The organism is Planctellipticum variicoloris (genome assembly GCF_030622045.1).
In the GTDB taxonomy this organism is placed as follows: Bacteria; Planctomycetota; Planctomycetia; order Planctomycetales; family Planctomycetaceae; genus Planctellipticum; species Planctellipticum variicoloris.
Window position 1 is genome coordinate 246640 of record NZ_CP130886.1, and the last position, 14670, is coordinate 261309.

11 protein-coding genes are annotated in these 14670 nt (G+C 61.4%); 6 read left to right on the plus strand and 5 right to left on the minus strand.

Features of this window, described 5'->3' with window-relative positions; all coding sequences use genetic code 11:
• The first annotated feature begins 25 nt into the window (after positions 1 to 25).
• Positions 26 to 637, plus strand: a complete 612-nt coding sequence (gene cysC / locus SH412_RS00965) for an adenylyl-sulfate kinase (RefSeq protein ID WP_336521631.1) — start codon at positions 26 to 28, stop codon at positions 635 to 637.
• A 213-nt stretch (positions 638 to 850) separates the two neighbouring features.
• Positions 851 to 1282, plus strand: coding sequence for a hypothetical protein (locus tag SH412_RS00970; protein WP_336521632.1), 432 nt, complete (start codon positions 851 to 853; stop codon positions 1280 to 1282).
• Positions 1283 to 1310: 28 nt separating this feature from the next.
• Here the strand turns inward: SH412_RS00970 and SH412_RS00975 are convergent, their stop codons facing one another.
• Positions 1311 to 4967 (minus strand): [protein-PII] uridylyltransferase family protein, encoded by a 3657-nt coding sequence (locus SH412_RS00975; RefSeq protein WP_336521633.1) that lies wholly within the window; start codon positions 4965 to 4967, stop codon positions 1311 to 1313.
• 281 nt (positions 4968 to 5248) lie between these two features.
• On the opposite strand from SH412_RS00975, the gene SH412_RS00980 reads away from it, so the two are divergent.
• Complete coding sequence (locus SH412_RS00980; RefSeq protein WP_336521634.1) at positions 5249 to 6583, plus strand: Gfo/Idh/MocA family protein; 1335 nt, start codon at positions 5249 to 5251, stop codon at positions 6581 to 6583.
• Positions 6584 to 6695: 112 nt separating this feature from the next.
• Here SH412_RS00980 and SH412_RS00985 read toward each other — a convergent pair whose 3' ends face one another.
• Positions 6696 to 7034 (minus strand): helix-turn-helix transcriptional regulator, encoded by a 339-nt coding sequence (locus SH412_RS00985; RefSeq protein ID WP_336521635.1) that lies wholly within the window; start codon positions 7032 to 7034, stop codon positions 6696 to 6698.
• A 203-nt stretch (positions 7035 to 7237) separates the two neighbouring features.
• Here SH412_RS00985 and SH412_RS00990 point away from each other — a divergent pair, with 203 nt between their 5' ends.
• Positions 7238 to 7939: a carbonic anhydrase gene (locus SH412_RS00990; RefSeq protein WP_336521636.1), complete on the plus strand. Its 702-nt coding sequence runs from the start codon at positions 7238 to 7240 to the stop codon at positions 7937 to 7939.
• A 241-nt stretch (positions 7940 to 8180) separates the two neighbouring features.
• Here SH412_RS00990 and SH412_RS00995 read toward each other — a convergent pair whose 3' ends face one another.
• The 3 genes from SH412_RS00995 to SH412_RS01005 all read right to left on the minus strand — a co-directional run bounded on the left by SH412_RS00995 (position 8181) and on the right by SH412_RS01005 (position 12877).
• Positions 8181 to 10421 (minus strand): bifunctional SulP family inorganic anion transporter/carbonic anhydrase, encoded by a 2241-nt coding sequence (locus tag SH412_RS00995; RefSeq protein WP_336521637.1) that lies wholly within the window; start codon positions 10419 to 10421, stop codon positions 8181 to 8183.
• A gap of 912 nt (positions 10422 to 11333) precedes the next feature.
• Positions 11334 to 12116 carry a DUF4142 domain-containing protein gene (locus SH412_RS01000; protein WP_336521638.1) on the minus strand — a complete coding sequence of 261 codons (783 nt, stop codon included), beginning with the start codon at positions 12114 to 12116 and terminating at the stop codon, positions 11334 to 11336.
• 260 nt (positions 12117 to 12376) lie between these two features.
• The gene (locus SH412_RS01005; protein ID WP_336521639.1) at positions 12377 to 12877 is read right to left on the minus strand and encodes a YciE/YciF ferroxidase family protein; all 501 of its coding nucleotides are present in this window, start codon (positions 12875 to 12877) and stop codon (positions 12377 to 12379) included.
• Positions 12878 to 12909: 32 nt separating this feature from the next.
• Between SH412_RS01005 and SH412_RS01010 the strand changes: the two genes are divergently transcribed.
• Both SH412_RS01010 and SH412_RS01015 read left to right on the plus strand, forming a co-directional pair.
• On the plus strand, positions 12910 to 13476 hold the full coding sequence (locus SH412_RS01010) for a hypothetical protein (RefSeq protein WP_336521640.1): 567 nt from the start codon (positions 12910 to 12912) through the stop codon (positions 13474 to 13476).
• 755 nt (positions 13477 to 14231) lie between these two features.
• A complete protein-coding gene (locus SH412_RS01015; RefSeq protein ID WP_336521641.1) occupies positions 14232 to 14657 on the plus strand; it encodes a CsbD family protein in 426 nt (141 codons plus the stop codon).
• Positions 14658 to 14670: the final 13 nt, after the last annotated feature.

A 14670-nucleotide genomic window follows, 5' to 3' on the forward strand; every position in this document is an offset into this window, starting at 1 on the left:
CACTCTGGAAAGGAGCGGCGTTCTTATGGCCGAACAGAAGGCCACCAACGTGACGTGGCACGAGCACAAGGTCACCACAGCCGAGCGGGCGAAGCTGAATGGACACAAAGGGGCCGTGCTCTGGTTTACCGGCCTGAGCGCCTGCGGGAAGAGCACGATCGCGAACGCGGTTGACGCCATGTTGTTCGAGATGGGCAAGCACAGCTACATCCTCGACGGCGACAATATCCGGATGGGACTGAATAAGAACCTGGGCTTCTCTGCCGAGGATCGGGCCGAGAACATTCGGCGGATTGGCGAAGTGGCCAAGCTGTTCGCTCATGGCGGCACGATTACGCTGACGGCGTTTATCTCGCCGTACAAGGCGGACCGGGATAAGGTGCGGGAGATTCTCCAGCCGGGCGAGTTTGTCGAAATCCTGGTCGACGCCTCCGTGGAGACCTGCGAGCAGCGGGATCCGAAGGGTCTTTACAAGAAGGCGCGGGCCGGCGAGATCAAGAATTTCACCGGGATCAGCGATCCGTACGAAGCGCCGGAGAAGCCGGAGCTCGTGCTGGACTCGAACAATAAGGGGATCGAGGAGCTTGCGAAGGAGGTGATCGCGTACCTCGAACAGAAGGGCTACTTTGCGGCCTGAAGTCGCTGAAGTGCTTGATCTGAATTGCGATTTTCCGTTGGGCAGACCTGGTGTCTGTCCGACGGTCTTTTTTTTCGGAGGCGAGAAAAAAATACTGGCGTACAGTCTGGCCGTACGCTATTGTTTTGCTATCCCATGTTGATCGTCTGTTGCCCATCAATCCGTGCCCTGCGTGCTCGCGCAGGTTAGCAGAATTGAAGGGGGGCCATGCCGATGTTCCGTTCACAATGTCTGTCCTCGCCAGTCTTGCGTTCTCTGGGAACGGGGGTTGTTCTCTGTTCGATGATCGTCGGCGGTCTGCTGGCGCAGGATGCCGCCAATTCGGCGGGAGCGGCTGCGGCCAAGGCCAAGAAAATGGCGGCCGGGAGGCTGCCGAATCACTATGCGCGGCTCGATTTGAGCGACAAGCAGCGTGAACAGATTTACGCAGTTCAAGCGAAGTTCAAAGCGCCGATCGAGGATCTGGAGTCGCAACTGGAGATGCAGAAAGGCCAGCGGGACGCGGAAATTGAAGGCGTTCTGACGAGCGATCAACGCAAGAAACTGAAGTCGCTGATCGAAGAAGCCCGCAAGAAGGCGGAGGCCAAGAAGTCGGTTCCGGACAAATCCCCGGAAAAGCCCGTTGATGGTCAGGCGTCCCAGTAGGCTGGGTCGTGGCGTCGAGGATGGGGAGTTACGGAGCGGCCAGCAGCCGGCGGGAGAGCTCCTGGACCCGTTGCGAATGGAGCTCCAGGTCCGCTTCGAGGGCGTCGGGGCGGCCGCCGTAGCCCAGGCGTCGCGACAGGAATTCGAAATCTTCGCTGGCGACGGGCGGCACGGTGAGGTCGCGGGCGTCACCCCGGACCATGCGGAGCGAGTCGATCAGCCTGCGCAGGAAGCGGTAGGCGGCGACAAGTTGTTCGTGTTCGGTCGGACGGAGGCTCCCCGCCTGGCGCAGGGCGTCCAGGGCCTCGCGGGTGCTGGTGGTGCGGAGGGCGGGCAGTCGATGGCCGCCCGAAATCTGCAGCGCCTGGACAAGGTACTCGACATCCACCAGTCCTCCTGCGCTGAGCTTTGCGTTGAAGGTTCCTCCCTGGACGAGTTGACGAATCTGGCGCTCGCGCATTGCCCGCATGGGAGCGGGATCAAAGGCTTTGCCGGTGTAGAGGAGCCGATCGCGCAGAAGGCTCAGTTCCCGGGCGAGCGACTCATCACCGGCGAGCGGTCGCAGCTTGACGAGCGCCTGCCGTTCGTAGGGCCAGGCGGGTCCGTCCTCTGCGAAGTATTGCCGGAAGGCCTCCATCGAGACCGCCAGGCTGCCTGCTCGTCCGTAGGGTCGCAATCGCAGGTCGATGCGGAAAATTCCCTCATGGCGGGCGCGGATCGTCTGATTGAACGACTCGACCAGCCGCTGAAAGTAGCTGGAGCATGAGATCACCTCGGGGCCTGCGGTATGCCCTTCGTTCTCATAGACGAACAGCAGTTCGATGTCGGAGGCGAATCCCAGTTCTCTGCCGCCGCATTTTCCGAGAGCGAGAACCGCACCGCGGCACGGGCGACGCGGTCCAAGCTGCGGGATTCCATACCGACGGCGCAGGTCGGCTTCAACGAGATCGTACGCGGCGCTGACGACAACTTCGGCGACGTCGCTGAGTTCCGCGGAGAACTGGGTGAAGTCGGGAATGTGGCCCAGGATGTGTCGCATGTCGACTCGAAACATCTCGCGATCTTTGAAGACGTTGAGGGCATCGCGGCGGTCATCCGCGGTCGTCGCGGCTCCCAGCGACTCTTTGAGCTTGGCGTCGAGTTCGGCGCGGGACGTTCCCTTCTGGAGCGATGGCAAGTCCCGGAGGACCGGGAAGAGGTTGGAATACTGGACCCTGAGAAACTCATCCCAGAGAAAGTCGCTGACTCCCATGAGCTGGGCCAGGGCGTCGAGGACGTCGGGGCGTTCGAGCGACGAGAGTTCGTCGGTCCAGTCGGGGCGTTCAAAAAGATCACGGAGGAAACTGCGAAAGTGCAGAAGCGCCGCCTCGGGGTTCGGGGAGCGGGGCAGCACGTGGGTGAATTGCTTGATCAGGACGACCGCCGCCCGCAATTCCTGAAGTCGTCCGGGGTCGACGATTTTGCCGCCGGTTCGCGCGTCGGTGACTGCGAGCGAGTCGTGGACCACGTTTCCGTCGGAGCGGATGGCCACCTGGGAGATATTGACGCCGCTCATGGCCAGTGAATTCGAGAGCTCGTAAAGGAACCCGATGGTGTCGTCCGCGCGGATATCGATGACGGTGGCGTCTTCGGCAATGGTGTTGTCAAACGTCACGTCGACCGGCGCAGGACGGTTGAATCGCCCCGGCGAGTCCTGCAGCGCTGCGGCGACGCGTCGGGCGAGGCGGCCCTGGGCGGCGCCGGTTGATATCCGGCGGGCGTGGAGCATCAGTTCGAGGAGGTCGGCTTCGTAGCTGAGCCAGGCTTCCTTCAAGACCTGACCGGCCGGCGGTCGAACCGTGAAGAGATTCACAAAGTCCCGCGCGGTCTCGGCCGCGACGTCGGCTCGCTGTCCTGCGGTCGCCGTGATCTGCTTCTGGATCCTGGAAAGATGCTGCCAGACTTCCGGGTGATTTCCGGTCGAGACGCACCCTTCGAGAATGTCACAGCCGTAGACGAACAGCAGCCCGCAGATCATGGACAGGTCGCCCGGTTCGTCGAGTCCGAGGACGGTTACCCGCCAGAGTTCGTCGTCGATGGGACGGGCCAGAACACGGACAGGGTGGTCGGCGGAGACGGCTTCCAGCGTGCGCCGGTGTTCGCGACGTTCGGCCTCGGTAAAAACCTCCTGGTAATTGGTGACAATCAGCGACTGCCGCGGCGAGGTCGGCGACGTCGCGTCCGGAACGGGAGGCGACTCTGCGAGGTACTTCTCGTAAATCCGTCGGATGGCCTCGACATGTCGTTCATAGTGCATGACGAAACTGTCGGCATCGCCGAAGTCGAGACGCCGGGCTAGAAACTCCAATTCGCGGCGGTCGCGCGGGAGAGAGTGTTCCTGTGTGTTATGCATGAGCTGCAGGGCGTGCTCGACGGTTCTGAGGAAGACGTACCCGCTGGTGAGGTAGCGGTACTCATCCGCCTGGAGGAGATCGAGATCGGCCAGGCGAATGAGGGCGTCGAGCGTGTTGGAAGAGCGGACTCCGGAGATTCGACCTCCGTGCGCGAGCTGCAGAAATTGCGTCACGAACTCCACATCGCGAATGGATCCGGCTCCCGATTTGACTTCGCCCCAGTCCTTCCCCTTTTTCTTGAGCTGGGCTTCGATCCGTTCCTTCGCCTCGCGAACGCTGGTCCGGACGGCGGCTTCCCCGCCGCAGAAGATGTAGTCCGGAAGCTGCTTGAGGAACCGGCGGCCGAGCCGTTCGTCGCCGGCCACGGCTCGTGCCTTGAGCAGGGCCTGCCGCTCCCAGGGTTCCGCATGCTGACGCAGATAGTCGAAGTAGGCGGTCGGAATCGTGACGAGCTGGCCGGCGCGACCCCAGGGACGGAGCCGCATGTCGACGCGATACAGGAATCCTTCCGCGGTGCTGTCCTGCAGCCAGCGGACGAGCTTCTGCGCGAGCGGCAGGACTTCATTCTGGGGGCGTTCTGATATGAAGACGAGATCGATATCGGAGCTGTAGTTGAGCTCTTCGCCGCCGAGCTTGCCGAGCGCGAGCACGGTCAGGTCGTCGGGTGACATTCCTTCCAGCCCGGCGTTCAGAATGAGGCAGCTTCGAATGAGTCCGTCGCCGAGGAGCGAGAGCTGATTGGTGGTCGCCTTCAGGTCGAGCAGGCCGAAGGTGTCGCAGGCGCCGATCCGCAGGATTTCCCAGCGCTGGTAGCGTCTTAAGGCATTTCGCTGCCGGTCGGGAGTCGACTCGGCTCGGGCCGACGCCAGAGCCTCTGCGGTGAAATCCTCGCGACTTTTGAAGTCGGCGAGCTGGCGATGCTGGACAAGCTGGGCCAGAGTCTCGGGTTGCTGAAGCAGGATCTCCGTCAGGTACTGACTGCTGACGAAGAGCTTGACGAGAATGTCGAGCGACCGGGGGTGTTCGGTCAACAGGTCGAATGTCTGCAGCGCGGAGGTTGAGCTATCGAGCAGCCGTTCGAAGTTGAGCAGCGAACCGTCCGGATGGGGCGTCTCCGCGAGGGCCTGTAGAAACCGCTGCAGACAGGCGGCAGCTCGGGGGTCGCGTTTCAACAGATTGCAGGCGCGCTTCTGGGCGGCGGCAGGATCCTGAAATCCGCGGGCGAGCCACCAGTCGCGGAGCGCTGCGGACGGGTTGTCTGTCGCCGGTTCCAGTTGCCAGGGTTCCGCCATTCCGCACCGCTTCAGAGGAACTGCCGTCCGACAGTCGGGACTGTCCTGCCCGGCCGCGATGCTCGGGATTATTGCCCGAACGCCCGCAATCCGCGATGCCGATGAGCCTCGCGGGTGGATTGCATGGTGTTCTGGTGTTTCCGGGGGCGGGAAAAGCGGGACGAGAGGCCGTTCCGTACGCTGTACGTGACAAAGTCAATTGATATGATGCAGGATTGATGTTCCGCCGGTTTCGCCGCGCGCACGGGTTCAGTTTTCTCAACGGTTCGAGGGCATAGCTCATGAGTCGCAATGCAACACGACGTGATTTTCTGAAACAATCGACCGCGCTCGGCGCTGCGATGTGGGTCGGCTCCTCGACCAGCACCGGATGGACGCAGGAACGGTCGGCCAATGCGGCGATTCGCTTCGCCTGCATCGGTGTCGAAGGCAAGGGATCGAGCGACCGCGACGACGCCGGCCGGCATGGCGAAATCGTCGCTCTCTGCGATATTGACGACGAGCGTCTGGAGAAGGCGGCTGCGCGCTATCCGAATGCGAAGAAGTACAACGACTACCGCAAGATGTATGACGAGATGGCCGGTCAGATCGATGCCATTACCGTCAGCACTCCCGATCATTCGCATGCCCCGGCGGCCATCCGCGGCATGAAGGAAGGCAAGCACTGTTTCTGTCAGAAGCCGCTGACGTACACGGTCACCGAAGCCCGGATGATGCGCGAGCTGGCCGCCGAGAAGAAGCTCTGCACTCAGATGGGCAACCAGGGGACGGCCGCGAGCGGCCTCCGCGAGGCCGCCGCTCAGATCCGTCGCGGGGACATCGGCCAGGTCAAGGAGGTCCACATCTGGACCAACCGTCCGATCTGGCCGCAGGGGGGCGGACGTCCGACGGAAGTGGAAGCCTGCCCGCCGAACGTCCACTGGGATCTCTTCCTCGGCCCTGCGCCGGAACGGCCCTACAGCTCGGCGTATCATCCCTTCAAGTGGCGCGGCTGGATCGATTTCGGCACGGGGGCGCTGGGCGATATGGCCTGCCACACGCTCAACATGTCGGCCATGGCGCTCGACCTGTTCAATCCGCTGACGGTTGAGGCGATGCCTGACCCCGAGTGGACCGGAGAAGCGCGCAAGGAGACTTATCCCAAGTTCTCGACGATCGTCTACGAGTTCGGCCCGCGCGGCGACTTCGCGCCGTGCAAGCTGTTCTGGTACGACGGCGGCAAGCGTCCGGACAACGCAATCTGTCCTGAAGCCGAGTTCAAGGCGAGCGGTTCGCTCGTGATCGGCGAGAAGGGAATGATTCACTCGTCGAGCGACTACCACAACGAGTACGGGGTTTACCCGGCGGCGAGCTTCAAGGATCTTTCGAAGCCGGAGATCGTTACGTCTCCCGGTCACTTCACCGAGTTCGCGAATGCGATCAAGGAGAACAAGCCCGAGCTGGCGAAGTCCAACTTCGACTATGCGGGCCGGCTGACCGAGACCGTTCTGCTGGGGAACGTCGCCCTGCGGGCCGGCAAGAAGGTCGAGTGGGACGCCGTCAATCTGAAGATCAAGAACCTGCCGGAAGCGCAGCAATACGTGTCCCGCGAGTATCGGAAGGGTTTCGAGCTGTAAGCTGGACCGGTGTTTTGTCTGAGTTCGCAACAGCCCGCGGAAACAAGTTCCGCGGGCTGTTTTTATGCGCAGTTCCGTCGGAGGCGGTTTTTGCGTCCTTGCACGATCCGAGTCAGTCGGCGCTGAGGGCCGTCAGAAGTTCGCCGATCGAATGTCGCATTTCGAGCGGATGCCGCAGACGGAGCTCCAGGTTGACGACGTAGTGATTGCATCGGCCTTCCTTGGTGATCTGCAGATAACCGGCGTTGGCGAGTTCCGCGATGATCCGTTGCACCATCCGCTCCGTAATGCCGACCGCTGCAGCCACGTCGCGCAATCGGCGATCGGGTTGCCGGTACAGGCACAGCAGAACGTGAGCGTGATTGGACAGAAAGGTCCAGCTTTCGGCAGTTTTCGCGACGGCGACCGGCTCATTCACTTTGGCGGCCAATCTTGTTTTCAGTTTTTTCATGAGCCCGGCCTTGCCATTTTCTCGATCGGCGCCTAAAAATACACGAAACATAATTCGTGTAATGTGGTGCGTGTTATTGTAGTGCAATTCGCGAGCGACTTCCACGATCTGTTTGCAGGCCGTCGTGCGCGTGACCGTCAGCGCGGACGTTGTTCCAGTTTCGTGGGTGATAAAAGTGTCATCCGTTATCCAAGGAGAAACGCATGTTAGAAACCAGCACTCTGCACGACTCGCCTTCCCTGTCGCGCAGTCGCCACACTCTTCCGGGCGTGGAACGGCTGGTCACTCAAGTCTCCGGGACCGGAAACGTCCTTGAGGAGAATTTCCCCGAAACTCCGGAAACAGCGCTCGAACGGCTCTATGCGGGAAATCGCCGGTTCGCGTCCGGGAATCCGTTGGCGGTTCGTCGAGATCTGAATCACGTGAAGGCCATTGCGGCGCGGCAGACGCCGTTCGCGGCCTTTCTCGGTTGCGCCGATTCTCGAGTTCCGATTGAGATCGTGTTCGATCAGGGGTTCGGCGATCTTTTTGTGACTCGGATCGCTGGAAATATCGCTTCGAGCGAGAACATCGGCAGCCTCGAGTTCGGGGTGGAGATCCTCGGGGCGAAGGTCGTCTACGTGCTCGGGCATTCCTGCTGCGGTGCGGTGACGGCCGCAATGCACGGGCATGAGGTGCCGGGTCAGATCAGCGGACTGTTTCAGTACATTCGACCTGCGGTGAAATCCGCAGAGGGCGATTTGGACAAGGCCGTGCGAGACAATGTTCGCAATCAGGCTCTGCTCCTGGCAGAGGCTTCTCCCGTGATCTCGAAGATGGTCCGGCGAAAGGAAGTGCTGGTGGCGGGCGGGGTTTATGATCTTCAGACGGGAGTTGTCACGCCTGTCGATCTTGGATTGGCCTGAGAGAGTCGCGAAGCGCCTGACCGACCCGTCAGCGCTGAATTCCCGTCGCAAGAACGAGCGGAGTTCTTTGCGAGTCGCAGGTCTCACTGATCTGGCTGGAGACGGCGTTCGTGCGGAACGCCGGAGTGACGGGTTTCCGGCGATTCTTGCGCGAATCGAATCAGCCGCCGATCATCCCGCGGAGGCTCCGAACGGCGCTTTCCGCTTCGTTCGAGCCACCGCGGAAATTTGCGGCGGCGGATCAATTCCGATGCGGCCCCTCGAAGAACTCGATTTCGCCAGTGGCGACGTCGTACATGGCGCCGACGACTGCGACGCGGTTTGCCTCGACGAGCCATCGAATCGTGTCACTTTCCTCGACGATCCGAGCCATCTCCCGTTCGACATTCCGTCTGGCGACCTGATCGACCACTGCGTTTTTTTCCGTGGGATTGGCTGATCTGACTCGATCGCAAGTCGCCGCTTCGATCGACTGTTGAATATCCTCGACAATCGGCTGCAGGTGCTGGCAGCCGGTGGCCAGCTCGGCGTTATTGTGAGTGCAGGCCAGCTCGACGGCGGCTGTCACAGCGCCGCAGCGCGTGTGGCCCATGACGAGGATCAGCTTGGCCCCGGCGACGGCACAGCCGTATTCCATGCTGCCGAGAACCTTTGAGCTGGTGACGTTTCCCGCCATCCGAATGCTGAAGATGTCGCCCAGCCCCAGATCGAACAGAAGTTCTGCGGGAGTTCGCGAGTCGATGCAGCTCAGTACGACCGCCAGCGGATGTTGTCCCGGGGCCGTGACCAGCACCTGCCGACTCAGGTCCCGCGTCAATTGCCGGCCGGTCCTGAATCGTTCGTTTCCCTCGCGCAGGATCTGGAGCACCTGAGTCGACGACAGCTTGTCCTGCAGATCGCGAGTCGAATAGTCGACGAACTGGATCTCATCGTGCAGGTGGTAACGGTCGCGAAATCCGCGGAGACTGACCTGGACCCCGAGGACGGGCGCGGTCTGCTCTTTGAACTCGCGAATCAGACTGAGAATGTCCGGGTCGATGTAATCGGTGTTGTGGGCGTCGAGCAGAATGTGCGTACCGCGCGGGGCGCTGCGCAGTGCGCGTTCGAGCGCGGCACGGTTGAGAAAACTGACCTGGCTGGCGAGTTCGATTCTCAGGACTTCGTCGCCGAGGTGTTTCTCGACGATTCGTCGAAGGGGCCGGCGGAGGTTGCTGTTCAGGATGAATGCGATGCTCACCGCGAGTCCGATGGTCACGCCGATCACCAGATCGGTCAGGACGATCGATACCAGCGTCACGATGAAGGGGACGAACTGATAGCGTCCTTCGCGCCACATCTCGCGGATCAGTTGCGGGCTGATCAGCTTGATACCCGTAGCGAGCAGAATTGCGGCCAGGCAGGACAGCGGAATCAGGTTCAGGACGGTCGGCAGGAACATCACGCAGACCACCAGCAGCATGCCGTGAATGACAGCCGCCAGCCGGGTCTTCCCGCCGGCGTTGATGTTGACAGAGCTGCGGACGATCACCGAGGTTACCGGGATGCCGCCGATCAGTCCGACGATGAGGTTGCCGATCCCCTGGGCCACGAGTTCGCGGCTGGCCGGGGACTCGCGCTGCTGGGGATCGAGTTTATCCACCGCTTCCAGGTTGAGGAGCGTTTCGAGCGTGGCGACGATTGCAATCGTCAATCCCGCCGTGTAGACGGCGGGATTCGACCACTGCGAAAAGTCGGGCAACCGCAGGAAGCCGAAGAATCCGGCCAGGTTCTCGGAGACAGGGACCTGCACCAGGTGATTGCCCTCGATCAGCAGAGCGCCGCCGATCAGGTGGAAGAGCTGGCTGAGGCCGACGCCCAGGAGAACGACCACGAGCGCCGAAGGGACGACGGATTTCTTCAGCGGCCTGCAGCGATCCCAGAACATCAGCAGAGCGAACGACGCTAGGCCGATGGCTGCCGCGCCGGGGTGAATGCCGCCGAGCAGCTCGCCGAACTCGGAGAATGTGTTCTCGTGGTCGGGCTGGACGAAGGACATTTCACCTTCGGGATCGGTATCGCGACCGAGCAGGTGGGGAATCTGTTTCAGGATCAAGATGGCTCCGATCGCGGCCAGCAGCCCCTTGATGACGCTGGTTGGAAAGAATGCCGACAGAATGCCGGCCCGTGCGATCCCCATCCCGATCTGAATGACGCCGGCGATGACCACTGCCAGGAGAAAAGTGTCAAAGGAACCGAGCAGGGCGATCTGTGCGGCGACAATCGCTGTCAGGCCCGCCGCCGGGCCGCTGACGCTGGTGTGCGAGCCGCTGAGGAGGCCGACCACGATTCCGCCGACGATTCCGGCGAGGATCCCCGAGAACAGCGGAGCATTGGATGCCAGGGCGACCCCCAGGCACAGCGGCAGTGCGACGAGAAACACCACCAGCCCCGCGACGGCATCGCTGAGAAAGGTTCCTCGATAAACGGACTGGGCCGGGATCATCGGGATCTCCTGAAGTCGTTGGAACCGGGAGCATTGAGCGCCCGGTTGCTGCAATTTGCAGTTGCTATGGAAAGCTGCTGCGCCCGGGAAGTCCGTCGGGGGAATTTCCCGGGGAGCGGAATGGATCGCGGAGCGGTCGACTCGCGAGACAAGCCGTCCGCGAAGGTGCTCAGCACGCAATCTGGCTCAACAGAGCAACCGAGTTCGCACGCTGCGGCGGAGCGATACGCCCGCCAGTCTGCGTCGGTTACGACTTGCCGGCCCAAGGAGAGACGCCGGTGAACGCCGCGCCGCCGTGATTGCGGCCAACCGCTGAAATCGACAGCCAGATCCTCGCCCGGCCACAACTGGTTCGGATTCTCGGAGCGACTGGTCTTTCTCTTCGGACGGCTGGGACGATCCGGCTTCCAGGATTTCGACGGGCATCGCCAGTCCGCCGCACAGAACGAGGGGCAGGAACAGCCAGCCGAGCAGCCGAGCCCAGGTAATCCGGATTCGCCTTTCGCTCGCGCGATCAATCACAGGCCGCGCAGGGCGGGCCTGAGAACTGATCGAGCGGTCAGAGGCTTGGGCTGCCACGAATCGACCCGCAGAAAGATTACGAATCCGACAGTTTTCTGATGGGAGTATAGTCGAATGCACTTGGCAGACAAGCCTTGGCGGGTCTGTGCGAATGAAAATTCGTAGTCGCCGGAGCTACCGGCTTGATTGGAGTTCCGCGGCATGGGATGGCATTGGGACGGTTCACGAAGGCGTTAACGAGTATGAAATAAGGGCCACTTCTGGCTGGCGCCGTTCGACGGGGAATTGCAGCGTTTTTCGTTCAATGCCTCACATTCCATGAAATCGGCCGCGTACGTGGTCAGTTCGTACGCGGCCGATTGCACAGAATAGTGATGTAGCACTATTCCATTAATCGTTCTTCGCCTGTCGTTCCTCGGAATCAGGATCCGGAAGCTGTTTCATGAGTTTTTCGGCGTGCTCTCGATGACTCTGCGCGACTTCAATACCTTCGCCGAGGATCTTCGCCAGCTCGCTCGTCGCATGACGTTGCAGGACGGTCAGCTTGCTCTGCATGGCCGCGTGAGCGGCGATCTGCTGTCCTACGAAACAGGCGTCGAATTCAGCGCCTTCCTTCTCGCCGAACATCTTCTTCGAATCCGACAAGCACTGGGCGGCGAGTTCGCGATGCAACTGCACGAAGTCGATTGCAGCGCCTTGTTGTGCTCCGCGCGGCTGAATGCCGGCCGTCTGCTGGATGGGCTGGCCTGGACGGGCCGGAGAAACGGCGCCGCCGGCTGGTCGTACGCCTGAGGCGTTCGACGACGGTTGTTCGTTGGCGGCCAGCGAATTTTCGCGGACTTCGTTCGGGGCGAAGCGTTCGAGCTTCTTCAGGAATTCCTGATGACCCTCGATGACCTCCTTTGCGAAGCTCTGGACGTCTTCGTTCTTAGTCCGCGACTGCGCGAACTTGGCGAGCGCAATTTCTTCGTGATTGCCAATGGCGGTGCAGGTTGCAATCGATTGGTCATTGACTTGCGAACCGGCTTGCCGCGCGGCCTGCTGGGGCTGACCGAGTTGAGCCTGTACCTGGTCCTGCGGTCGAATGGGCTGCGGATTCTGTGCGGCGAGATACTGAGCGCAGCAGATTGATGCTGCAAATGCGACAACGGACAGACTCTTGCAAAGTGGCATGACACATACTCCTGTCTGGCCCGGCATATTGCTGGTACGCACGATCGTCGACCTTGCACCTGCACCAGCAATCAAATTCTCATGCGAATAGAGCATTGCCTTTCGAGGCCGTCTCCCCGTGTCTCGATCGCAACGACCCGACGCGCGTCGCCCGGCGTTTCATGGGCAGAGCCCTCGCGTCGACAATCGCGCTGTGCGGACCGGACGGGGGCCCCGCCTCGCTCAAATCGCGATCGTGCCGGGATGAACTCGCAATGGGATCAGCCGCCGACCGCTGCGGTCTGGTTGATTCCGCTCATGGCGATCTCGGTCAGCAATCGGTCGGTCGCGGATTCCTCCTGCAGCGTGTCGTCGAGGAGGGATGCGGTTTCCTCATCTTCCAGCAGCAGCGCGAACGCTTTGGCGCAGCCGTATCCGGCAATCTCGTAGTGCTCGACGCGTTGAGCGGCCGCGATCAGCGCCGCATCATGGACCGCCGGTTCGGCGTTCTCAGCAATCGCGTCTTTGCCTTCCGCCAGCAGTCCTTCCATCGCCTTGCATCTCTTCCGGCCCGGTTTGCTCTCGAACCGTTCGAAGATCTGGTCGATCCTCTGGAGATGCTGTTTCGTCTCATCAAGGTGGCGTTCGAAGGCCGCTCGCAACTCCGGCGACGAGGCGGCTAAGGCCATCTTTGGCAAGGCGCGAATCAATTGCGATTCGGCGCTATGCAGGTCTTTGAGTTCCTCGACAAGCAGATCCTGGAGGGTGCGGAGTTTTCTCACAATGCGGCTCCGACAGGCAAGAGAAAGAAATCGTGAAACATTTCCGCCATGACGGCGGAGGCCAGGTGACGCAGATTGCCGGCATCCTGCCGCTCGATCATTCTCAGGTCTTTTCAGATTTCCGGGCACGCGGCGCAGAGTCGCCGGAACGGCGTTTGGCGTTGGTCCGTTTCTTCTTGCGCGACTTTCCGCGTCCGCTGCCACCGGGAAGCTTGCCGCCGCCATCGGTGGCGTTCACGGTGGCCCAGGCGCGCGGCGTCGGCGACTTCGTCGCCGACGCCGCGTTCCTTGTCGCTCTCTTCAATATGCTTGGCCGTCCGCTTCTGCTTGTCGGTGTATTTCGACTTGTCGCCGCGCGGCATGATGTCGGACTCCCTGGGAGTTTCCATTCGGACTGCGTGAATGCGGATTTCTGCCATCCGTTCGCGAGACCCCGGCGACTGATGAGCTCGCCGTTCGGTGCAACGGAGCCCAGGCGATCGAAAGCGATCTGCGCCTGCGGGGTCTCGCGAGCGGTGGAGTTCTCCCGAACTGGAATCGGGTTCCGCCTGTTTGGTCGACTCATCATCCGAAGAGAATCGCTGACAGCGCGGAGGTGAATTCCCACGGAATGCCCGGATCGGAATGTCCGAGCCGCCAATACCGAGGAACTCACTTGTGTTGGGACAGACATTGCTGTCTGACTCCCGTTGTTCCGCTGTCTGCTCAGCATTGCTCGAAGAGGGCGAGACGACCTGGAGACGATTTCAACGGACTCGGCTCAACGCAAGTCGCGTGCCGGAACAGTCGCGACTTTCTCGGGCGAGGTTCGAGTCCAGAGGAGTGACTCGCGAGATTGGCGAGTGACGGTTCTCGGAATCGCGGATCGTGCAACATTCGCCGGGAAGCCGGTTGATTGTGTGTGGTCTCGGCCGCTGGGCCGAGACATGTTTCATTTCACCGCAGCGTTCGGGCAAAATGATCTGGCCGCGATGAGAAACAGCACATATCCCCGGTTGAAATGTCAAGGGCCTGATGTGTTTACCGGCGTTGAGTCGCAATTCGCGACGCCCGCCGGTGGCTTTCCCAATGAGTAACACTGATGGGCGCGAGTGCTCGCTGCAGCTTCTTTTGCGAACGGGCGGCGAAGGAAGAACGCACTCCTGTGGGCGATGGTGCATATGTTGTCACGATATTGCCAATCGGTGCGGGGGCGGTTCGCGCGGTCATCGCGCACAATGTTCGTTAACAGCGCTTCGCTGCCAGAGTAATGAATGCTGCCGCCGTGTTGGCACAGTGTGTGCAACTCCGACCTCCTGGAGAAAACTGCTGCGGCCCGCAGAAAATACGAGGCCGCCATGTCAAGGAGAAACAGATGATTACTCGCGACGAATTGCAGGGGAGCTGGACCCAGCTCAAGGGACAGATCCGGGAGCGGTGGGGAGAGATCACCGACGACGAACTTCAGCAGGTCCACGGAAACGCCGAGGAACTGCTGGGATTCCTGCAGAAGAAGACTGGCGAGTCGCGCCAGGCGCTGGAGTCGTTTGTTCGCGACTCGCTCGATCAGGGGAGCCACTACGTTCAACAGGCGGCTGAGACTGCCCGTGAATATGCCCGCGGCGCCGCTCGGTCCGTCCGGGAGGGCTACGAATCTCTCGAACAGAGCGTGGAAGAAGGGTATGGCGAAGCCAGGCAGGTCGTTCGCGCCCGGCCCGTGGAATCGATCGCTGCGGCGTTCGGGGCCGGCCTGGTGGCAGGTGTGATTGTCAGCCTGATGTTCCGCTCGTCTCGCGCCTGATAAGCGTTGCGAT

Bases quoted from the DNA above. Each gene is read 5' to 3' on its own strand.
- cysC (WP_336521631.1), top strand. From the start codon at position 26: ATGGCCGAACAGAAGGCCACCAACGTGACGTGGCACGAGCACAAGGTC.
- SH412_RS00970 (WP_336521632.1), top strand. From the start codon at position 851: ATGTTCCGTTCACAATGTCTGTCCTCGCCAGTCTTGCGTTCTCTGGGA.
- SH412_RS00975 (WP_336521633.1), bottom strand. From the start codon at position 4,967: ATGGCGGAACCCTGGCAACTGGAACCGGCGACAGACAACCCGTCCGCA.
- SH412_RS00980 (WP_336521634.1), top strand. From the start codon at position 5,249: ATGAGTCGCAATGCAACACGACGTGATTTTCTGAAACAATCGACCGCG.
- SH412_RS00985 (WP_336521635.1), bottom strand. From the start codon at position 7,034: ATGAAAAAACTGAAAACAAGATTGGCCGCCAAAGTGAATGAGCCGGTC.
- SH412_RS00990 (WP_336521636.1), top strand. From the start codon at position 7,238: ATGTTAGAAACCAGCACTCTGCACGACTCGCCTTCCCTGTCGCGCAGT.
- SH412_RS00995 (WP_336521637.1), bottom strand. From the start codon at position 10,421: ATGATCCCGGCCCAGTCCGTTTATCGAGGAACCTTTCTCAGCGATGCC.
- SH412_RS01000 (WP_336521638.1), bottom strand. From the start codon at position 12,116: ATGCCACTTTGCAAGAGTCTGTCCGTTGTCGCATTTGCAGCATCAATC.
- SH412_RS01015 (WP_336521641.1), top strand. From the start codon at position 14,232: ATGATTACTCGCGACGAATTGCAGGGGAGCTGGACCCAGCTCAAGGGA.